This window comes from Microbacterium sp. MYb62 (assembly GCF_002979475.1).
Taxonomy (GTDB): domain Bacteria; phylum Actinomycetota; class Actinomycetes; order Actinomycetales; family Microbacteriaceae; genus Microbacterium.
Map to the genome: position 1 here is coordinate 43,557 of NZ_PCOY01000022.1, position 20,959 is coordinate 64,515.

20 protein-coding genes are annotated in these 20,959 nt (G+C 69.2%); 7 read left to right on the top strand and 13 right to left on the bottom strand.

Annotation, left to right across the window (positions count from 1 at the left end; genetic code table 11):
• Positions 1 to 6: 6 nt before the first annotated feature.
• From CQ042_RS16890 to CQ042_RS20760, 6 genes are all read right to left on the bottom strand, one after another.
• The gene (locus tag CQ042_RS16890) at positions 7 to 1,344 is read right to left on the bottom strand and encodes a cytosine permease (protein ID WP_105671615.1); all 1,338 of its coding nucleotides are present in this window, start codon (positions 1,342 to 1,344) and stop codon (positions 7 to 9) included.
• A 216-nt stretch (positions 1,345 to 1,560) separates the two neighbouring features.
• Positions 1,561 to 2,964 carry a threonine synthase gene (thrC, locus tag CQ042_RS16895; protein WP_105671616.1) on the bottom strand — a complete coding sequence of 468 codons (1,404 nt, stop codon included), beginning with the start codon at positions 2,962 to 2,964 and terminating at the stop codon, positions 1,561 to 1,563.
• Between the two features lie 90 nt (positions 2,965 to 3,054).
• The gene (locus tag CQ042_RS16900; RefSeq protein ID WP_105671617.1) at positions 3,055 to 3,561 is read right to left on the bottom strand and encodes a methylated-DNA--[protein]-cysteine S-methyltransferase; all 507 of its coding nucleotides are present in this window, start codon (positions 3,559 to 3,561) and stop codon (positions 3,055 to 3,057) included.
• A gap of 39 nt (positions 3,562 to 3,600) precedes the next feature.
• Positions 3,601 to 4,719, bottom strand: coding sequence for a hypothetical protein (locus CQ042_RS16905; RefSeq protein ID WP_105671618.1), 1,119 nt, complete (start codon positions 4,717 to 4,719; stop codon positions 3,601 to 3,603).
• Entirely contained in the window at positions 4,694 to 5,296 is a 603-nt protein-coding gene (locus CQ042_RS16910) for an RNA polymerase sigma factor (protein WP_105671619.1), read from the bottom strand. Before CQ042_RS16910 ends, CQ042_RS16905 begins: the two co-directional genes overlap by 26 nt.
• A gap of 44 nt (positions 5,297 to 5,340) precedes the next feature.
• Positions 5,341 to 6,279 carry a LysR family transcriptional regulator gene (locus CQ042_RS20760; RefSeq protein WP_105671620.1) on the bottom strand — a complete coding sequence of 313 codons (939 nt, stop codon included), beginning with the start codon at positions 6,277 to 6,279 and terminating at the stop codon, positions 5,341 to 5,343.
• 167 nt (positions 6,280 to 6,446) lie between these two features.
• Between CQ042_RS20760 and CQ042_RS16920 the strand changes: the two genes are divergently transcribed.
• Positions 6,447 to 7,271, top strand: a complete 825-nt coding sequence (locus tag CQ042_RS16920; RefSeq protein WP_105671621.1) for an alpha/beta fold hydrolase — start codon at positions 6,447 to 6,449, stop codon at positions 7,269 to 7,271.
• 74 nt (positions 7,272 to 7,345) lie between these two features.
• Here CQ042_RS16920 and erm read toward each other — a convergent pair whose 3' ends face one another.
• The 3 genes from erm to CQ042_RS16935 all read right to left on the bottom strand — a co-directional run bounded on the left by erm (position 7,346) and on the right by CQ042_RS16935 (position 10,138).
• Positions 7,346 to 8,110, bottom strand: coding sequence for a 23S ribosomal RNA methyltransferase Erm (erm, locus tag CQ042_RS16925; protein WP_105671634.1), 765 nt, complete (start codon positions 8,108 to 8,110; stop codon positions 7,346 to 7,348).
• 226 nt (positions 8,111 to 8,336) lie between these two features.
• Complete coding sequence (locus CQ042_RS16930) at positions 8,337 to 8,939, bottom strand: response regulator transcription factor (RefSeq protein WP_105671622.1); 603 nt, start codon at positions 8,937 to 8,939, stop codon at positions 8,337 to 8,339.
• Positions 8,936 to 10,138, bottom strand: a complete 1,203-nt coding sequence (locus CQ042_RS16935) for a sensor histidine kinase (protein ID WP_258132296.1) — start codon at positions 10,136 to 10,138, stop codon at positions 8,936 to 8,938. The genes CQ042_RS16930 and CQ042_RS16935 overlap by 4 nt, the downstream gene beginning before the upstream one ends.
• Positions 10,139 to 10,294: 156 nt before the next feature.
• Between CQ042_RS16935 and CQ042_RS16940 the strand changes: the two genes are divergently transcribed.
• The 5 genes from CQ042_RS16940 (at position 10,295) to CQ042_RS16960 (ending at position 13,818) form a co-directional block, all read left to right on the top strand.
• On the top strand, positions 10,295 to 10,843 hold the full coding sequence (locus CQ042_RS16940) for a small multidrug efflux protein (RefSeq protein WP_105671623.1): 549 nt from the start codon (positions 10,295 to 10,297) through the stop codon (positions 10,841 to 10,843).
• Positions 10,844 to 10,937: 94 nt separating this feature from the next.
• On the top strand, positions 10,938 to 11,273 hold the full coding sequence (locus CQ042_RS16945; protein ID WP_105671624.1) for a helix-turn-helix transcriptional regulator: 336 nt from the start codon (positions 10,938 to 10,940) through the stop codon (positions 11,271 to 11,273).
• Positions 11,273 to 11,935: a cation transporter gene (locus tag CQ042_RS16950; RefSeq protein ID WP_105671625.1), complete on the top strand. Its 663-nt coding sequence runs from the start codon at positions 11,273 to 11,275 to the stop codon at positions 11,933 to 11,935. Before CQ042_RS16945 ends, CQ042_RS16950 begins: the two co-directional genes overlap by 1 nt.
• Positions 11,936 to 11,969: 34 nt before the next feature.
• Positions 11,970 to 12,872: an SDR family NAD(P)-dependent oxidoreductase gene (locus CQ042_RS16955; protein WP_105671626.1), complete on the top strand. Its 903-nt coding sequence runs from the start codon at positions 11,970 to 11,972 to the stop codon at positions 12,870 to 12,872.
• Between the two features lie 40 nt (positions 12,873 to 12,912).
• Complete coding sequence (locus CQ042_RS16960; protein ID WP_105671627.1) at positions 12,913 to 13,818, top strand: arginase family protein; 906 nt, start codon at positions 12,913 to 12,915, stop codon at positions 13,816 to 13,818.
• A gap of 16 nt (positions 13,819 to 13,834) precedes the next feature.
• Here CQ042_RS16960 and CQ042_RS16965 read toward each other — a convergent pair whose 3' ends face one another.
• The 4 genes from CQ042_RS16965 to CQ042_RS16980 all read right to left on the bottom strand — a co-directional run bounded on the left by CQ042_RS16965 (position 13,835) and on the right by CQ042_RS16980 (position 19,441).
• Positions 13,835 to 15,115: a hemolysin family protein gene (locus tag CQ042_RS16965; RefSeq protein WP_105671628.1), complete on the bottom strand. Its 1,281-nt coding sequence runs from the start codon at positions 15,113 to 15,115 to the stop codon at positions 13,835 to 13,837.
• A gap of 94 nt (positions 15,116 to 15,209) precedes the next feature.
• On the bottom strand, positions 15,210 to 16,247 hold the full coding sequence (locus CQ042_RS16970; protein WP_105671629.1) for a TerC family protein: 1,038 nt from the start codon (positions 16,245 to 16,247) through the stop codon (positions 15,210 to 15,212).
• 255 nt (positions 16,248 to 16,502) lie between these two features.
• Positions 16,503 to 18,557: an alkaline phosphatase family protein gene (locus CQ042_RS16975; protein ID WP_105671630.1), complete on the bottom strand. Its 2,055-nt coding sequence runs from the start codon at positions 18,555 to 18,557 to the stop codon at positions 16,503 to 16,505.
• A 194-nt stretch (positions 18,558 to 18,751) separates the two neighbouring features.
• Positions 18,752 to 19,441 carry a GntR family transcriptional regulator gene (locus CQ042_RS16980; RefSeq protein ID WP_258132297.1) on the bottom strand — a complete coding sequence of 230 codons (690 nt, stop codon included), beginning with the start codon at positions 19,439 to 19,441 and terminating at the stop codon, positions 18,752 to 18,754.
• A gap of 379 nt (positions 19,442 to 19,820) precedes the next feature.
• On the opposite strand from CQ042_RS16980, the gene CQ042_RS16985 reads away from it, so the two are divergent.
• Positions 19,821 to 20,921: an acyl-CoA desaturase gene (locus CQ042_RS16985; protein WP_105671637.1), complete on the top strand. Its 1,101-nt coding sequence runs from the start codon at positions 19,821 to 19,823 to the stop codon at positions 20,919 to 20,921.
• Positions 20,922 to 20,959: the final 38 nt, after the last annotated feature.

Sequence of the window (20,959 nt, forward strand, 5' to 3'; positions counted from 1 at the left end):
GGCGGCTCAGGCCGCTGCTGTCTCTTCGACCGGGGCGGCCTGCCGCGTGGTCGCGACTCCGACGCCGCGCACCCAGCCGAGCTTGCCCGCCACGATGTACAGCACCATCGAGAGGAAGAGGCTGAGCAGCGACGGGATGCCCCACGTGACGAAGTAGCCGACGAGTGCGGAGACCAGCCACACGACGATCGTCGCCGGGACGATGCGCGGAGCGGTCGCCGGGAGCGTGCCCGCCTCGCGGGTGGCGTCGAGGTCGGGACGCCAGCGGCGGACCACGTAGTACTCGGCGACCATGATGCCGGCGATCGGCGGGAACGCGACGCTCAGCACGATCAGGAACTCGGTGAACTGGCCGAGGATGCCGACCGCGGCGAGCACCGACCCGACGACGCCGAGCACGATCGTCGTGGTGACGCGGTGCAGGTTCTTCCCGAACGCGGTGGAGATGAAGTTCACCAGGCCCAGGGTGGAGGAGTACAGGTTCCAGTCGTTGATCTTCAGCGTCCCCGTCAGGACGATGAACAGCCCGATGAAGCCGACCGACGAGGTCACGATGGCGACGATGTCGCCGCTGGCGGCCGCATGCGCGAGCAGCACGCCGGCGAGGCCGATCACGAACTCGCCGAGCGAGACGCCGACGACGGTCTGCTTGATCACGTCGGCACGCGAGCGGTTGAAGCGGGTCATGTCACCGGTGATGATCGCGCCGACGATGAGGCCGCCCGCGACGATGCCGGTACCCGCCCAGACGCTCATGGTGGGCCCAGGGGCCGGGCCGGTGAGCAGTTCGCCGATGTCGTGCCGGGTGAGCTCTGAGATGACCGACCAGCCGACGAGGATGAGGAACAGCGGAACCGTGATGTTCGCGAGCCACTGCATCCCGACGAACCCGAAGGCGACGATCGCGGTGACGGCGAGACCGAAGATGAGGCTCCAGGCCCAGACCGGCAGGGCACCGGGCATGAGGGCGTCGAGCGACTGCGCCGAGATGGCCGACTGGATACCGAACCAGCCGATCAGGCTGATGCCGATCGCGAGTCCGACCAGGGAGGCGCCGATCTCGCCGAAGCCGGTCCACCGTGCGAGGAGTGCGGTGTTGAGGCCCTCGCGCTGGCCGATGAAGCCGACCACGCACATGATCACCTCGAGGATGAGCGAGCCGAACAGGAAGGCGAGGACGGCCTCGCCGAAGGTCATGCTGTAACCGAGGGTCGCGCCGAGGAGGAACTGGGAGAGCGCCGAGACCTGCCCGAATCGCTGCACGGCGATTCCGAACCAGGGTCTGCGGGCCTCGGGAGTCACTCGGGAGAGCGCGAAGTCGTCTGCGTGCGCCGTGCGTGCCATGAGGATCCTTCGGGAGGAGGGAGCGGGTTGTGCGCCAGAGTATCGACGCGGTCTTCTCCCACGACATGTGCATATCGCACGAACATCACTCCGGGATGTGCACATCGCACACGGATGATCATGGCATCGAGACACACCATCAACGCCGAAACCCATCCCCGCCGACGTCGGCAGGAATGGGTCTCGGTTCGAGCGTGGGTCTCGGCGACTGCAGGGTCAGTGCAGCGCGTTCGTCTCGATGAAGGCGCGCAGCGCGTGCTCGTCGTCGGCCATCTCGGTCACGTGCTGCGGCGCATCGAGCATCTCCTGCAGCTCCGGTGCGTAGCCGAGCTCGACGCCGATCGCCTCGTGGATCGTCTCGGCGAACTTCTCCGGCTTGGCGGTCTCGAGCACCAGCATCGGCACGCCGGGCTCGACGTACTCGCGCGCGACCTTGACGCCGTCGGCCGTGTGCGGGTCGATGACCTCGCCCGTCGCCTCGTACACCGAGCGGATGGTCGCCAGCCGATCCTCGTGCGTCGAGGTGCCGCTGACGATGCCGAACTCCTCGAGGAAGCGCTCCTGCTCGGCGGAGAAGTCGAAGTATCCCTGCGCCTCGAGGTCGTCCCAGGCGCCGACGACGCGGGCGGGGTCTCGGTCGACCAGCTCGAAGATGAAGCGCTCCAGGTTCGACGCCTTGGAGATGTCCATCGAGGGGCTCGAGGTCGCGAGCGTCTGGGCGGCGCTGCGGGGGCGGTAGACGCCGCTGCGGAAGAACTCGTCGAGCACGTTGTTCTCGTTGGCCGCGAGCACGAGGCGGCGGATCGGAAGCCCCATCTGCTTCGCGAAGAACCCGGAGAGGATGTTGCCGAAGTTCCCGGACGGCACGGTGAACGACAGCTCGGTCCAGCCGCCGGCGTCGGTCGCCCGCAACCAGGCCCAGAAGTAGTAGACGGTCTGCGCCGTGATGCGCGCGAGGTTGATGGAGTTCACCGCGCCCAGGTGCTGGGACCGCTTGAACTCGAGGTCTCCGGCGAGCTTCTTCACGAGGTTCTGGCAGTCGTCGAAGACGCCCTCGACCGCGATGTTGTGCACGTTCGCGTCGTCGAGTGAGAACATCTGCGCCCGCTGGAACGCGCTCATGCGCCCCTGCGGCGACAGCATGAACACCGCGACCCGCGCCTTGCCCCGCAGCGCGTGCTCGGCTGCCGACCCGGTGTCGCCCGAGGTGGCGCCGAGGATGTTGAGCACCGCGTCGTTGCGCTCCAGCGTGTACTCGAGCACCTGGCCGAGGAACTGCATGGCCATGTCCTTGAAGGCGAGCGTCGGGCCTTCGGAGAGGCCGACCAGGGTCAACTCGTCGTCGATCGCCCGCAGCGGCACCACGCCATCGGGGAAGTCGGCGTAGGCAGCATCCGTCATCCGCGCCAGGTCGGCGCGGGGGACGTCCGTCGCGAAGAGGCCCAGCACCTCCGCCGCCAGCTGCGGGTACGTCAACGCTCGCCAGCGCTCGAGCGTCTCGGCATCGACGCTCGGCATGACCTCGGGCACCGCCAGCCCGCCGTCGGGCGCGAGGCCCTCCAGCAGCGTCTCGCTGAACGACTGCGGCTGCATGCCGCCGCGGGTGGAGATGAACTGCACGTTGGCTCCTCGGCTCGGGACTCGGCACGTCCATTCTCGCAGGGTGTTCCCGGTGGAGATGACGGGATGACGGATGCCGCACACTCCCCCTCAGAACAGCGAGGTCGGAAGCGCCCCTTCGTGCTCCAGCAGCCAGCGTTTGGTCTCGAGCCCGTGCCCGGCGTCCCCACCGGAATACCCGCCGAGTCCGTCTCCGGCGACCACGCGGTGACAGGGCACGATCAGCGGGACGGGGTTCGCGCCCATGATCGAACCGATCCCCCTGGCCGGCACCTCGGTGCCGCTGCGGGCGGCGAGCCCGCCGTAGGTGATCGTCTCGCCGTGCCCGACGGTTTCGTGCAGCGCCGTGAGAACAGCCCGCGTCGCCACGGTCTGATCGCCGAGGTCGACCGGCAGGTCGAACCGACGCAGCGCGCCTGCGAAGTAGGCGCGCAGCTGCGCGAGCGCCTCGGCGAGCAGCGGTTCGGCCGCCGGGTCTGAGAAGACGATGCTTCCCTCGGGCGGAGTGGATCGCCAGGCGACGCGGGTGATCGCCGCACCGTCGCTCACGACGCCGATCATCCCGACCGGCGACGTGAGCGTGGCGAAGGCGGACATGCGTCGAGGCTACCCCCGCCCTCGGACAGCGGCGCGCTCTCAGGGCTGCGGGGCCTCGTCGACCACGCTCACCTCGATGACCCAGCCGGCCCAGGGCAGGCCGGCGGGCAGCAGTTCCGTCGACCGGTGCGGGTACGACTCACGGATGCCCACGATGCGACCGGTGGCGGTGTCGATGTCGATCGCCGACACCAGCAGATCGCCGAATCCCGACCCTTCGCCGATGTCCGTCCGCAGCACCAGCGTGGTGACGGCACCCTCGGTGCGTTCCACCTCGACGCCGCCGAGCAGACCCAGCACCCGCAGCGAGGCGGCACGGAGGTCGGCGGGCATGAGGTCGGTGCTCAGGTAGCGACCGATCGCCGAGAACAGATACGAGTCCTCGTCCGACGTGCTCAGGTGCTCGCGGTACCAGCCGAGCAACGCGGCGGGATCACGAGGCATCTCGTCGTAGAACTCACGGAACGGGTCGTAGTACGCATCGTCGTCGGCGTACTCCGGATCCCACGTCTGCAACCCACCGGGAAGCCGTTCGATCCCGCCGGGGTCGGCGTCCCGCTCGGGAGCGACCTTCACCATGCGCTCGTAGGCGGGAAGAGTCGCGGGGTCGCCGAACACGTCGACGACCTCGTTCACGAAACGGTCGTCGAGGATCCAGTCCTCCGAGCGGTCGCCCGGCACGTACAGATCTCGGATCCCTCGCGTGTGCACGGCCCCCTCCGAGGTGGGCAGTGCGGACGTGTTGAACCCGGCGATGCCCTCGTCCTCCGGCGCCGTCCCGGAGTCGGCATCGGCGTCCCACAGCGATACGACGTCGTACGTCTCGCGGATCCGAAGGTACTGACCCGGAGCGAGGACCGGATCGAGGCCGTCGACCACGAGGTCCGCTGCGCCGTTCAGCACGGCGACGGCCGCCGCCGAGGCCGGCGGTGGGGCGACCGGTGCCACCGCGCCGGCGATCACGATCGTCGCCACGACGGCAGCGGCGGACACCGTCCCGATGACCGCGGATCCACCCCAGACCCATCGGCGTCGCACACGGCTCTTCCGCTGATCGGCGATCGCCGAGACCAGCCGCGCCCGTGATCGACTGATCCTCTCGGGAGCGTTTCCGTCCGGTGCGCTCTCGATCTCACGCACGAGTTCCGACACGTCCATCTTCGATCTCCTTTCCGATCCAGGTGAGCCGAGTGACCTGCGATCCCGGAGGTGCGAGTTTCCGTCGCACCCGATTGAGCCGGGACCCGACCGTGCCGACGGGCACGCCCAGAGCCTGCGCGATCTCGTCGTGCGAGAGGCCACCCCAGGCATGGAGCAGCAGCGTCTCGCGGTCGCGTGCCGACAGCGCCGCGATGCGCGGCGCCAGTTCCCTGATCGCCGCCGCCGCATCCACCCGGCCACCGGCCTCGTCGATGCCGCCACCGGTGGAGTGCTCGCCGGCCCCCGCGGATGCGGCGACCGCTCGCCAATGCTTGGCCTCGGTCGTCCGGTGCCGCGCGGCGACCCTCGAGGCGATACCGAGCAACCAGGGCCGCGCCGATTCCCAGGCGTGATCGAACGATCCGCGCCGGCGGAAGGCGATGAGGAAGGTCTCGCTCAGCGCGTCCTCCGCCGCGTCGGCGCCGAGACGCCGCCGCAGGAAAGCCTCCACGGAGACCGCATGCCGATCGAACACCTCGGCGAAGTCCTGCGGCGCGCGCTCCGACCGGCGGATGATGTCGCTGTCTGTGCTCACACTGGGTATTCCTCGTTCGGGCGGATCGCCTTCACGTTTTCTTCTCACGGGGCCGACAACCCTCGGCTCTCCGGCGACGGTACCCACGCGTCGTCCGGCATCTCGAGCCAGCCGCGCTCCTCCGACAACACGGCGGCCGTCGCTCGCAACTCCTGCAGGGCCGGGTGCGCGAGGCCGGAGCGCCAGACCATCGCCCAGGGGAACAGAGGGACCGGATCGACGACGGGACGAATCACCGCGCCGTCGACCGGCGGCTGCGACACGAGCGTGAGGATGGGGGCGCTGCGCAGGCGCAGATGCTGCGCGAGCTCCTCCCCTCCTGGCACGATCGGATGCCCGATGGCGGGGTCGATGCCGAACGGAGCGAGCAGCTGGGCGGTGGCATCCAGCCACCCCGGCGTGACCTGCGCGCCGGCGCGGGAACACACCCTGGTCTCCCGCAAGGCCTCGAACGGCACCGCATCGCGATCAGCCAGTGGATGCCCCTCGAGTATCAGCACGGCCAGAGGTTCGTACCGCACGAGCTGGGAGGAGACCCCGGCCGAAGCCCTGGCCAGACGGTCGAAGACCACGTCCGAGGACGGACCGGACGGGACCGGGCCGCCGGGAGCGCCGAAGCGCGCGAAGAACTCCCGATCCGGTGCGCGGTGCCGGGCCGCGTCCAGCACGATCGCGGGCGTCAGGGCGGGGTCGACGACGTCGACGATCAGCGGCTCCTCCTCGAGGACCTCCTTCAGCGCGAGGTCGTGCAGCGCGAGCATCTCCTTCGCCCGCGGCAGCAACCGACGCCCGGCCTCGGTCAGCTCGACGCTGCGCGTGGAGCGGCTCAACAGCGGCACCCCGAGCCGATCCTCCAGGCGGCGGACGTCACGGCTCAGAGCCTGCTGGGCGATGAAGAGCCGGTGGGCGGCGCGGCTGAAGTGCAGCTCCTCCGCCACCGCCACGAAGTGCCGCAGCAGACGGTGTTCCAGCTCATCGGCCATGCCTTCGTTATACCCGATTCACAACAGGGACGCGTCAATCGAGAATCAGAAGGTGTTGGCGTCGCGATGCCCGTCGGGGCGAACCTGGATGCCTGGACACGTTCGGCGGACGACGACGGATCATCACGATCCGTCATGGTCTGACCGCCGAGGACAAGGAGCACCCCATGAGCACGACGACGTCCGCACTCGATCTCCCCGACGCGCGACTGCACTACGAACTCCGCGGCGACGGACCGCTGCTCGTCCTGATCGGCGCCCCCATGGACGCCGACGCCTTCGCCCCGTTCGCGGACGAGCTCGCCGCCGAGCACACCGTGCTGACCACCGACCCGCGCGGGATCAAGCGGAGCGTCCTGCCTGACCGCTCCCAGGGCTCGACGCCCGAGCGGCGCGCCGCCGACCTCGCCGCGCTCATCGAGCACGTCGACCGCGGCCCCGCGACCGTCTTCGGCTCGAGCGGCGGCGCCGTGACCAGCCTGGCGCTCGCGCAGACGCACGCCGATCTCGCCCCCACGGTCATCGCGCACGAGCCGCCGCTCCTCGAACTTCTCCCCGACCGCATCGCGCAGCGCCGCCGGACCGACGAGCTCATGACGGCAGCCCTCTCGGGTGATCGGATCGGCGCGTGGCGCCTGTTCTTCGCACAGGCGAACATCCCGATGCCGGAGGAGATGCTCATCCAGTGGTTCGGCGGCGAGGTCGACCCGCAGAGCCACGCCGACGAGCAGTTCTGGTTCCGGTACGAACTGCCGGCGAGCGTGCGCTGGGAACCCGATGTCGAAGCGCTTCGCGCACGCGCCGGCCACCTCGCACTCGGCATCGGCGAAGAATCGGTCGATCAGCTCTGCGAGCGCACGACGACGGCGCTCGGCGCGCAGCTCGGCATCGAGCCGGTCCGCTTCCCCGGCGACCACACCGGATTCGTCGACCACCCGGCGGCGTTCGCGGTCCGGCTGCGGGAGGTTCTCGCGCAGCTCGGAACGCGCTGACCACGGGGCGGGCACGATCCGCATGACCCCGACGAGACCGTCGACGCGAAGAGGCTGCGCGACGGTTCCGCGGGTCACCGCGAACCGACCTGCCTCCAGAGCGCCGCCCAGTGCTCCGGACGCAGATCACGCGGAAGCCGCCGGTCGGCCGCTCCAGCCGCGGCCACCGCCTGCCGAGCGCGCGGCATCGGGATGCGCGCCGCACCTGCCACCACCGCAGGCAGGGTGGAACCCCGCCCCGTGAACATCGCGCGGGCGAACGCCTCGTACGCCTGCCGATCCGACGCGGGCACGAGCGGTGAGCCTCGGCGGGTGATCGACAGCACGCCGCCGTCCACGCTGGGCTGCGGCGCGAAACCCCAGGCCGGAACGCGCCCTTCGAGGGCGAACTCGAACCACGGCGCGGACTGCGCCGTCATCATCGTGCCACCCCCGACACCGGCGCGCTTGCGCGCCACCTCCCATTGCGTCAGCAGCACCGCCTCGTTCCACCGCCCCCGCGACAGCAGGCGGCGAAGGATCGGCGTCGTCACATGGAACGGGATGTTGCCGACGACGACCTCGGCATCGAGCGGATGGCGCGTCGCGTCGGCGACCTCGACACGCACGCCGGGAAGCGATCTCCGCAGCCGGTGCACGCGGTGTTCGTCGACGTCGATCGCCGTGAGCGGTCGACCCAGTTCCGCGAGCACACGGGTCAAGGCGCCGTCACCGCAGCCGAGTTCGAGGATCGACCCCGATGTGCGCTGCACGAGCGCAGTGATCCGGGTGAGGGTCGGACGATGGGTGAGGAAGTTCTGGCCGAGTTCGTGACGGCCGCCATGGATTGAACGAGGCATGAGTGCGCTCCAGAAGAAGAATCGGAGCACCTCGAAGGAGGGGAGGACGCGGAAGAGGCGTCAGTCGATGCTGCCCGTCCCGAGGTGCGATGACATCTCGGTGGACGGCGCGCAGATGCGTGCGAAGAGCGAGCGCGCCGTCAGGCGCGGCGGTCGCGGATCGCGTAGGTGCACGCCATCATGGGCGCGGCGCATATGATTCCCATGCCTGCCAGCATATCGGCAGTCAGATCCATCCACGCTCCTCGGCGATGAGCACGGCCTGCTGCCGGGTGGCGACGGCGAGTTTCCCGAGGATGACCGAGATGTGGTTGCGCACCGTGCCGGGAGCGAGGGCGAGGGCTCGCGCGATCTGCCCCGTCGTCTCGCCCCGTCGACCGGCACGCAGCACGTCGAGCTCGCGGTCGGTGAGCGGCGAGCGCTCGTCGCTGAGCGCATCGGCCGCGATCTCCGGGTCGACATAGCGCGCACCGGCGGCGACCCGACGGATCACCGCAGCGACCTCGTCCGCCCCGCGGGACTTCGGCAGGAAACCGGACACACCGGATGCCAGGGCCCGACGCAGCACGCCGGGGCGCGCATGACGGGTGACGACCACGCAGCGCGTCGCGATAGCCCTGTTCAGCTTCTCGGCCACCTGCACACCGTCGAGCCCGGGCATCTCGAGGTCGAGCAGGCACACGTCGGGTTGCAGGCGCAGCGCCTCGGCGACGGCCTGCTCGCCGTCCGCGCATTCCGCGATGACCTCGATGTCGTCCTCCAGCCGCAGCAGCGCGGCGAGCGCGGATCGGATCATCGCCTCGTCGTCGGCGAGCAGCACCCGGATCATCGTGTCCCCTCCGTCCGCGCGGGAACCGTCACGACGACCACGAACTCCTCCGCGTCACGCCGCACCTCCAGCGAGCCGTCGGCCTCGTCGATCCGCCGCCGCACACCCTCCAGTCCGGAGCCGTCATGCTCGACCTGGACGCCGGGCACCGCGTCGTTCGCGATCTCGTAGCGCCACGCATCCGGAATCCGTGTGAGCACGAGGCGCGCGCGACGGCCGCCGCCGTGGCGCAGCACGTTCGTGGTCGTCTCCCTGATCACGGGGCCGAGAGCAGATGCCGGTGCGGCGTTCGCCTCCGCATCGATCGTCGCCTCCACATCGAGGCCCGCCGCCGTGAGCAGGTCGCGGGCGTTGGCGAGTTCATCCCCCAGCGGCACCGAGCGGAATCGTGTCGCCAGGTCTCTCGTCCCCTGTCGCGCCTCGTCGACGCTGACCCGTGCGGCGCGGAGCTGCTCCATCCCGGCATCGGCGTCGGCCGGCAGCAGGCGCTCGGCGAGTTCCAGCTGCAGCGCGATGACCTGCAGGTGGTGGCCCTGCAGGTCGTGCACGTCGGTCGCCACTCTCAGACGCTCCTGTGTCGCGGCGAGCTTCGCCTCGGACGCGCGAGCGCGGTCGAGGGTGACGAGCACATCCCACCACCACAGCGAGCTCACCGTCATCGCGGGGAAGAGCATCGTGTAGATCATGGCCGCCCACCACGGGAACGCCGATCCGAAAGCACCCGAGGACGAGTCGATGACGGTCAGCACCAGGAGGAGGAGCGTGCCCGCCACGACGACGCGGACGCGGATGCCGCGCGGCCAGTTCAGAAGCACCACCGATTGCACCATCGGCATCGCCACGAGCTGCCAGCTCCCGACGAGCGACCCCGCCGCGATGCCGTATGCGGCGGCGACGAGGAGCGGAACGGCGATCCGCCTCCAGCGGACGCCGGGCTCGGCATCGACGCGGTGGCGGTAGTCGAAGAGGAGCATCACCGTCGAGGCGCACCACAGCAGGCCACCACCCGCCGTCGCGAGGATCAGGAGGCCACGCAGATCATGCGCGGCGACGATTCCCGTCCATGCGAAGACCAGCATGAGCTGCAGGAACATCACGGCGGTCACCGTGTACCACCACGTCGCCGTGATGCCTCGGGAGAGCTGACGCGCGCCCGGACTCGGTTCGACGGGGGCGACGGGCTCGGCGCTGCTGCTCACGCTCCCCACGATACGGGCGTGACAGATGTCACGGATGCCGCGTGCGATCCACCCGGAAAGCGGTGACGGCCCGACACTGCCGCCGCGGACGAGTGTCGGCTGGACTGGAGTCATCGCGGCGGAGACTCCGTTCGCATCGACATCCGGGAGCATCCCATGAACCTCATCGAGACCTTCCAGGACCTGGTCGCCCAGGTGCCCGAACTCGTGCAGCCGCTCATCGTCGCCCTCGCCGGCGCGATCCCCTTCATCGAGGGCGAGGGCGCCGTCAGCATCGGCATCATCGGCGGCATCCCGCCGGTGGTCGCCGCCATCGCCGCGATCGTCGGCAACTTCCTGTGCGTCGCGGTGCTGGTGCTGGTGAGCTCGGGCGCCAGGCGGAGCGTGGTCAATCGCTCGAAGGCGCGCCGGGTCGCCGTCGTCGGTGGCGGAACCGGCGCGGAGGCCTCTGGTTCCGCCGACTCCGCCGACTCCGGCCGCAACACCGGTCGGTGGGAGAAGTTCCAGCGCGCCTTCGACCGCTACGGCGTCCCCGGAGTGAGCCTGCTGGGTCCTCTCGTGCTGCCGACGCAGTTCACCGCCACGATGCTCGCCGCATCCGGTATCGCCAAGGGACGCATCCTGTTCTGGCAGGCGCTGGCCATCATCGGCTGGACCACCATCATCGCCGTCATCGTCGGCAGCGCTGTCTACGCGATCCGCTGACCCACCCGGCGGGGAGCACGACAGGTGATCGCGCTCCCCACCCGTTCCTTAATTCAGGGTTTCTTGAATTCACCATTTTCTGTACAGTGAAGCCGTGACCACCGCACTCGCCTCCCTGACCCACACGGCCGCCGTCGCCCGACTCGGACATGCGCTGTCCGATCCCACTCGCGCCGGGGTCCTGCTCGCGCTGCGAGAAGCACCGCGCTACCCCGCCGACCTCGCCGACGCCCTCGGCGTCTCGCGCCAGGCGATGTCGAACCACCTCGCATGCCTGCGCGGGTGCGGACTCGTCGAGAGCGTCCCCGACGGCCGCCGCAGCAGCTACCGACTGGCGGACCGCCATCTCGCGCCCGCTCTCGACATGCTCATGCGGGTCACGCTCATCGTCGAGCCGGACTGCTGCTCGGGTGAAGGATGCACCTGCTGATGACCGCCACAGCGACCGCGCAGCGCCGTGACGTCCTCCACCGCCGCATCCGCCTCATCGTCGGCATCACGATCGGGTACAACCTGATCGAGGCGGTCATCGCGATCGCCGCCGGATCCGTCGCCTCCTCGGCAGCGCTGATCGGCTTCGGACTGGACTCCACGATCGAGGTCCTGTCCGCCGCCGCCGTCGCCTGGCAGTTCACGCGCCGCGACCCCGAGCGCTGGGAGAAGCCGACCCTGCGGGTGATCGCCGTGGCCTTCTTCGCCCTCGCGATCTACGTCACGGCGACATCCGTCACGGCCCTGATCACCGCGGAGCGCCCGGAGCACAGCACGATCGGCATCATCCTGACCGCCGTGAGCGTCGCGGTCATGCCCTTCCTGTCGTTCGCCGAACGTCGCGCGGGTCGAGAGCTCGGATCGGCCACGGCGGTCGCCGATTCGAAGCAGACGCTCATCTGCACCTACCTCTCCGCCGCCGTGCTGGTCGGCCTGGTCGCCAACTCCCTGCTCGGCTGGTGGTGGGCCGACGCCGTCGCCGGACTCGTGATCGCCGCCTTCGCGGTGCGCGAGGGGATCGAGGCCTGGCGGGGCGATGCGTGCGCGACGTCGGTCGGGATGCTCCTCGAGGACGACGTCGACGATCACCACGATCATTGACGCCACCGGAGTCCGGTCCCTCTAGGTTGGGGGAATGGATGCCCCACGCCGGACACGCGACCTTCGCGGCCGCACGACCCTCGTCACCGGGGCGAACGCGGGAATCGGGTACTGGTGCGCGGAGCAGCTCGCTGCGCGCGGCGCACGGGTGCTCCTCGGCTGCCGCTCCCCCGAGCGCGCCGATGCGGCGGTCTCCGCGATCAGGAGCCGGGTGCCGGACGCCGACCTCCGCATCCTCCCCCTCGACCTCGGCGCTCTCCCGAGCATCGCCACGGCGGCATCCGGCCTCGACGAACGACTCGACGCGATCATCTGCAACGCCGGGGTCAAGGCCGCCGACCGTGCAGCGCGCACGGACGACGGGTTCGACCTGATGATGGGCACGAACTTCCTCGGGCATTTCGCCCTGGTCGCGCAGCTCGCGCCGTCCCTCGCGACGGATGCGCGTGTGGTCGTCGTCGGTTCGATCACGCACCGCTACGCGCATCTCGACCCCGCACGCGTCGATGCCCCCTGGCGCGGCTCCTCGCTCGCCCAGTACGGACGGTCGAAGGCGGCGGCGATGACCTTCGCGTTCGAACTCGCCCGACGGTGGAAGGGCTCCTCCCGTATCGCGGCCTGCGCGCACCCCGGGTATGCCGTCGACCCGCTCAGCCCTCGGCGTTCCGGCCTCGCCGAGGTGCCCGCATTCCTCCGCGCCCTCGCCGCACCGAGTCGCGTTCTCGTGCAGGGCAAGGACGGCGGCGCGCTGCCGGTCGTGCATGCGGCCACCGCCGCGGACGTCGTCGACGGCGATTACTGGGGACCGGGCGGGCTGCTCGAGCTCCGCGGAGCGCCGGTGCGGGTGGCCGCGACAGACGCGGTACGCGCACCGGCGACCGGATCCGCACTGTGGGCGGCGGCCGAGACCCTCACGGGTGTGCGATTCCGCGTCTGACCTGGGACCGGATGTCCGACCCCCACTGCAGGATGGGCGCATGATCACACTGCTCTCGGCCCCTTCCAACCTCGGCCTCCGTCCCCCGGAACCCGGCAGCGTTCCCGGAGCGGCGAAAGCGCCGGAGGCCCTGCGCGAGGCCGGTCTCTTCGCACGCTTCGCCGAGCTCGGCGCCACCGACTCCGGCGTCGTCCTCGCCGGCCGTTATGTCGACGACGACCAGACGAGACCGGCCGGCCGGGTGCGGAACCAGGACGCGACGATCGACCACTCCCGGCGCCTCGCGACGCGGATCGGGAAGGTGCTCGACGACGGCGACGCGCCACTGGTGATCGGAGGCGACTGCGCGATCCTGCTCGGCGCGGGCCTCGCGACCGTGAACCGCGGCGGCATCGGGCTCGTTCACGTCGACGGCCACACCGACTTCCGCCATCCCGGCAACAGCGACGAATGCGCGGCCGTGGCCGGAGAGGCCTTGGCGGCCGCGATCGGCAGGCACTGGCCGGAGATCGCCGACATCGATGGACTCGGACCCTACTTCCCCGCCGAGCGGACCGCACACATCGGCCACCGCGCCGACGACGAAGACCTGGCGGAGGTGCGCAGCGTCCTCGGCAGGGTGACGCCCGCCTCCGATGTCCTCTCCCTCGGTGCCGCAGCGGTCGGCGCCGCGTCCGCCGCCGTGGCCGGGTCCGCCTACTGGCTCCAAGTCGATGTCGATGTGCTCGACGCCGCCATCATGCCCGCCGTCGACAGCCCCGACCCCGGCGGGATCGGGGCAGCAGAGCTCACGGCGCTGCTCCGGGAACTCGCGCCGCACGCCGTCGGCGCCTCGATCACCGTCTTCGACCCCGACCTCGACCCCGACGGCCGGTACGCGCGTCTGCTGGTCGATATCCTCACCGAAGGACTCGGCGCCCTGGGCACCGAGGTGCCCAGGGCCTGACGGCCGCGTCGGGCGGTCACACCTCCGGTTCGACGGCCGGATCCGTCATGACCCGCACGCGGGAGATCCGTCGTCTGTCCAGCTCCGCGACCTGGATGGTCGCGCCGGGCACCTCGACCACGTCGCCGACGACCGCGAGACGACCCAGCTGCTCGGTGACGAATCCGGCGATCGTGTCCGATGAACCGCGCGGCATCGCCAGCCCGGTGGCCTCCTCGAAGTCCTGCAGGTTGAGGCGCCCGTCGAGCCCGTCGTCCGCCGAGATGAAGACCTCGGCGTCGTACTCGTCGAAGATCTCGCCCACGACCTCCTCGACGAGGTCTTCCAGGGTGACCAGACCGTCGGTGCCGCCGTACTCGTCGACGACCACCGCGATGTGATGCCCCTCGGCCCTCATCCTGGTCAGGGTCGGCAGCACACGGGCCGTCGAGGGGATGTACGGAATGTCGCGCATGAGCGCGCTCAGCAGACGCGCGGGATCGTCGGCTGCGGCTTCGAACAGATCACGGACGTGGACGAACCCGGTGATGTCGTCGATCGAGGTCTCCGAGACCGGGTATCGCGAGAACGGAAGGTCACGCACCTGCGCGAGCACCTCGCCGACGCTCGCAGCCTCGTCGAGGGCGACGACCTCCGGCCGCGGGCGCATGACCTCGCTGACCTGCCGACCACGGAGGGAGAGCACGTCATCGAGGATGCGTCGCTCGTCGTCGGGCAGTCCCTGGTGGCTCGCGACGATGTCGCGAACCTCCTCGTCGGTCATCTCGTCGCTCGTCTTGTGCGGGTCCCCGCCGAGCAGACGCACGAGGGCGTTCGTCGACACGGAGAGCAGCCAGATCACCGGACGCATCACCGTCGCGAACCCGTTGAGGGCGGGCGCGACCGCGTAGGCGAACTGCGCGTTGCGCTGGATCGCGAGCCGCTTGGGCACGAGCTCGCCGAGCACCAGCGACAGGTACGCGATCACGAGCGTGAGCACGAGCGTCGCGATGGTGAGCGCGAGCGCGGGTGCCAGGCCCCACGATTCGAGCACCGGCGCCAGCGACGGCGCGATCGACGTCGCACCGTATGCCGCCGACGCGAAGCCGGCGACGGTCACGCCGATCTGCACGGCCGAGAGGAAGGTGTTGGGGTTGCGTGCCAGGGCGGCGACCTTCGCGCCGCGACGGCCGCGTTGACCGATCGCATTGATCTGACTCTCGCGCAGCGTGACCAGCGCCATCTCCGTGGCGGCGAAGACACCGCCGATCAGCACGAACGCGAAGACGAGGGCGATGTTCCAGAGCAGGTCGCCCATCAGCGGGCGACCTCCTCTGCGGTGGGGTGAGCGCCCGGTGTGAACCGGGCGCTCGTACTGTCAGAGTCCGAAGAGTCAGAACAGCGCTGCGCGCTCAAGAGTGCTCCTTGTGAGTGATGGTGGGGGTGGTGTCGGTAGGAGTGGTGCCGGTGGAGGTGCCGACGGCTTCCGGCGCACGGCGGGTCTTGATGAGGCTCGCCACCGTGGCCACCGCGATGGTGGCGCCGATGAACAGCAGCGAGAACCAGATCGGGATCTCGGGGGCCCATTCCACGCCTTGGCCACCGTTGATGAACGGCACCTCGTTGACGTGCAGCGCGTGCAGGACGAGCTTGACGCCGATGAAGGCAAGGATGACCGCGAGGCCCTGCGCGAGGTAGACGAGGCGCTCGAGGAGTCCGCCGATGAGGAAGTACAGCTGGCGCAGACCCATCAGCGCGAAGGCGTTCGCGGTGAAGACGATGTAGGCCTGGTCGGTGAGGCCGTAGATCGCCGGGATCGAGTCGACGGCGAAGACGAGGTCGATGAACCCGATCGCGATGATCGTGAGGAGCATCGGGGTGACGAAGCGCTTGCCGTTCTTCACGACCGTCAGCTTGTCTCCGTTGTACTCGTCACTGACCGGCAGGTGCCGACGCACGAACGTCATGAACCGCCCGTTCGCCGGGTTGCTCTCGTGGTTGCTGAATGCCTGACGATAGGCGAGCACGAGCAGCAGCGCGCCGAACACGTAGAAGATCGCCGAGAAGTTCTCGATGAGCGTCGCGCCGACGGCGATGAAGATTCCTCGCAGGATCAGCGCGATCACGATGCCGATCATCAGCACCTTCTGCTGGTAGATCTTCGGCACGGCGAAGCCGGTCATCACGATGAGGAACACGAAGAGGTTGTCGATCGACAGCGCCTTCTCGGTCAGATAGCCGGCGAAGTACTCGCCACCGAACGTCCAGCCGGAGAAGACGCCGATGCCGACGCCGAACAGCAGCGCGAGGCTGATGTAGAAGATCGACCAGCGTGCCGACTCCGCGATCGTCGGCTCATGCGGCGTGCGCACGTGGGCGAAGAACTCGTAGACGAAGAAGGCGATCGTGATCGCGATCGTGATGATCCAGATCAGCGGGGTGATATCCAAATGAGGACTCCAGACTCGGGGTACGACGGTACCGCCAAAGTCTTCTCCATTCCTTGAAACAGGAACCGGTGGCCCGGGATGCGACGTGCATCCGTAATGACGACCCGACCGTATCGGAGTACTCCCCTTGGGATCTCCAAGGATAGAAGACGACCCTTTGCGGTTCCTGTGGATCTGCCGCACATGGGGTCCTGCGAACGGAAGACCTGCCCCGCGGGAGGTGCCGGATCACGGCGCCACCCGCGGGAAGGATTGTCAGTTCAGGGTGAACGTGACGGTCGCGGTGTTCCCGGCCACGTCCTGGACGATCATCGTGTTCTGCCCGCTCACGGCGCCGAAGACACCCGGCTTCATGAAGTTCACGTCCGACCAGGTGTTGTCGGCGAGGTCCTTCGCGACGCCGTTGATCGTGACGAGCGAGACCTTGCCCGCGTCGAACAGCTTGTAGCTCACGAGGTCGTACGTCCCCGCGGATCCCGCCGTGAAGGAAGCCCCGTCCTTGACCGTCGCGGTGGGCGGAGTCCCATCGATGGCGAAGGAGAACACACCCGTCTGCGCGATGTTCCCTGCCGCGTCCTCGGCGTTGTACTTCACCGTGTAGGCACCGTCGGGGAGCGTGATCGTGGCCTGGTGGACGCCGCTGGTCGCACCGTTCATCGCGGACTGCGTGCTCGTGACGAGCTTTCCGTCCTTGTAGATGTTGGCGACGATGCGCTTCAGCGCGACGTCGTCGGATGCCTGCACCTGCAACTGCAGCGCCGGCATCGGTCCCGCCGTGGTCGGGGCGACGAGAGTGGCGACGGGCTTCTGCGTGTCGACCGGCGCCTGTGCCTGACCGAGAGCGACGCGATCGATCACCCAGAACGCGCTGTTGGTCCCCGTGTAGTGGAAGCGGAACTGCGCCGTCCTCGCCCCGGCAGGCACGTCGAAGGCGAGCGCCTCGTTCGCGTTGGTGTCGGCGGAATAGGCCTTCAGCGACTGCGGCTCCCCGCCGTCGAAGCTGACCAGCACCTCGGCTGACTGCGGACCGTCGATGACGTAGTTGGTCGCATATGACAGCGTCGCCGCGCTCGCTCCCGTGAGCGGGTAGGCGGGGCTGACGAGGGTCGAGTCGAATGCACCGGCAGCGTGCGCCTTGTCATCCCACTCGTCGGAGTCGGCGACGGCGAAGACGTCGCGGGCTCGCACCGCGGTCTCACGCCGCTGCCCGAGCTCGACATTGGTCCAGAAGTCGTCGGTCGCGAACGACCAGCCCGCCCATTCCTTCACGCCACCGGCCGGCATGCGGGAGTTGTCGATCGTCCACCCCTCCGGTGTCGCGTGCGTCCACCCCAGGACGCCAGCGCCCGGGCGGGTCTCATCCGCCCTGGTCTGCAACGACGGACGCAGCGCATCGAAGTCGTCGGGAGCGAGCACGGCCGCCGCCGTGCCGTCGAGGTTCCATGCCGGGTCCGCTGCGATGCCGACGGCGGAGAGCACGGTCGGCGCGATGTCGGAGACCTTGACGTCGTGGCGCACTCCGGGCTCGATCCCGGGACCCGCGGCGACCACGAACACCTTGCGCTCTGCCGGGCTGCTTCCGCCGTGTCCTCCGGTCGGGGTGTGACCGTGATCCGCCGTCACGACGATCAGCCACTCCTCGTCGGCCGGACGGGCATCGACTGCCGCGAGGATCTGACCGATCTCCCCGTCGGCCTTCGCCAGCGCACGGTTGTAGGCGGCGCCGTTGGTTCCCGTGCTGTGACCGGCGCCGTCGACCTCGTCGAGGTGCACGAACACGTCGTCCGCGCCACCCGCGATGGTCTCGACCGCCCTCGCGGTCGTTCCGGCATCGTTCCCTCCCCGCACGCGGGAGTCCACCGCGGAGCCGAAGATCGTCGTCGCGATCGGCGCCCACGTGGCAACGACCGCGGTCGACCGCGCCGGCTGTGCGGCCTCGATACGCGTGAGGTAGTCCGGATACAGGTCGTATCGCGGCGCCGTGAAGTTGTTGTCGACGACGCCGTGCTTGTCGGGCCAGACGCCCGTCGCGATGGTCGACCACCCCGGCCCCGAGATGGTGCCGGCCATCGGCGAACCGTAGAGGTTGCTCGATGAGACCATGCCCCGCGCCATCAGGGCGTCGAGATTCGGCATGTCCGCGCCGGCGAGGAAGTCGAACGACGCCCCGTCGATGCCGACGACGAGAGTCTTGACGGGATTCGTCTCCTCGGCGGCCGCTGCGGGCACGACAGCCAGGGTGGGCACGAGACACGTGGCCGCGGCGGCCACGGCGGCCACGACGACAGCGCGTTTACGGAACGAGGGCATTTCTTCTCCGATGACTGAGGTTCGCGGGCATGGTGATGTCCATGCCCGGAGCCCAGTCTCGAACCCGCACCCGCGTCCGCAGGCGTTTCTCACGAAGGTGTCAATACAAGTTGGCGCTTCGTTCACTCGCCGAGACCGATATAGGTATCCATCTTCGTGAACGGCGGGATGCGGCGGGCCGCGAGCGCGAGCTTCTATTCGGCGATATCGGAGCGGCCGCGCTCCTGTTGCTCCGCGCGATCGATGATGCCGGGAAGCACCTCGTCGAAGAACGTGACGAGGACGGCCCTGGTCTTCACGGCATCGCGGTCGAGCATCGCCTCGCGGAGCGAGATGACGAACGCCTCGACGACATCCCAGTCGAACGCATCTCGCGCATGCTGACTGAACCGCCGGATCTGCGGTCCGAGGCGCTCGATGATGACGGCACGCGCATCGTTGCCCTCGATGCGCGCGAACCCGGTGGCGGTGGCACGGAGTGCGATGCCGAAACCCGCGACGTCGTGGGCCTTGATCGATGAGCACATCTCGTCGGCGAGTTCGGTGAGATAGACGATGTCGTCATCCTGGATCAGCGGCATGACATGACGTACCGAGCCGATCCAGATGTCGCCGAAGAGGTCGACCGCGTTGCGGACCTGATCGAGATCGATCGGCGCGACCCGGGTGTACCGGTTGCGCTGCATCTCGACGAGCCCGTGGTCGGCCAGGCGGTCGAGGGCATGACGGATCGGGGTCTTCGACGTGCCGAGGCGCTCCGCGAGCTCGTAGTCACGCAGACGCTCGCCGGGGCGCAGCTCACCGCTGATGATCGCATCCTGCAACCGGGTGTACGCCTCGTCGCTCATCGATCGGCGTTCGAGGGGTCCGCCTGAGAGTGCCACATGTCCTCCACTCGAGCACGTAACCGCAGTAGAGCCTGAAGTTCTACCTACACTGCAATGTATCGCATCCGGTGGGACGACCGGGAGATCCGTCGGGCGAGGAGGCGCGCACGGCTCGTGTTGCTCACGCCGGGGTGGACTCGCGAAGCGGCATCGGCCATCATCCCGGCGGCTCGTCCCGCACAGTGGGGACGGACGCGCGCGCACAGCGTTCGAAGAAGAGGCACTCCCGCCTGTGAGCGCACGCAGGTTCGCGGCGTAGCGTTGACGTCGAACCCCTCGTCTCCGAGGGCCGCCTCCGACGACGACCGGGAATCGATGACGACGGGTCGTGGAACACGGTGCCGCCGCAGCGGTCGGCGCCGGAGAAGAGGTCATCATGGACGGCATCCGTCCGACCATTCGCACGCGTCCGCGCGACAGCGCACCCCGACCGTCGAGCACCTTCACCGAGCTGGCGCAGCAGGTCCGCGGGCGCGGACTGCTGCACCGCCGATACGGCTACTACTGGACGAAGCTGATCGCCGCTCCCGTCGCGGTGGGCGTGTGCGTGCTCGCCTTCATCTGGATCGGCGACACCTGGTGGCAGCTGTTCACCGCCGCGGTCCTGGCGATCGTGTTCACGCAGATCGCCTTCCTGGGGCACGATGCCGCGCACCGGCAGATCTTCGTGTCCGGACGCTGGAACGACTGGATCAGCCTCATCCTCGGCGACCTCCTCGTCGGCATGAGCTACGGCTGGTGGCAGCACAAGCACACGCGCCACCACGCCAATCCGAACAAGCTCGGGTCCGACCCCGACATCGAGCTCCCGGTGATCGCGGTCTCGCCAGAGGCGGCGGCCAGACACCAGGGCGCGACCATCAGCTGGTTGCGCGGACACCAGGGGGTGCTGTTCTTCCCGATCCTGCTCTTCGAGGGACTGTCGCTGCACGCGTCCAGCGTCCGCCGCGTGGTGGTCCGCGGCCGCCTCGAACGGCGATGGGCGGAGATCGCGTTCCTCAGCATCCGCATGATCGGCTACCTGGTGCTGGTGTTCATCGTGCTCTCCCCGGGGATCGCGTTCGTCTTCCTCGCGGTGCAGCTCGGGCTGTTCGGCTTCTACATGGGCATCGCGTTCGCGCCCAACCACAAGGGGATGCCGGTCGTTCCCCGGGACATGACCCTGGACTTCCTCCGACGCCAGGTGCTGATGAGTCGGAACGTCCGCGGCGGTCGCTTCCTCGACATCGCGATGGGCGGTTTGAACTATCAGGTCGAGCACCACCTGTTCCCGTCGATGCCGCGCCCGCACCTGCGCCGCGCGGCTCCACTCATCGCGGAGTACTGCCGGGCGCATGACGTGCCGTACACGCAGGTGGGGTTGTTCGCCTCGTACGCGATCGTGGTGCGTTACATCAACCGCGTCGGACTCGGCGAGCGCGACGTGTTCGCCTGCCCGCTGATCGAGCAGCGCAGCCTCAGCACCGCGGTGGCGTGAGCACCGGGTTCGGATGCGCCGACCTCCGGGGGGGGGGG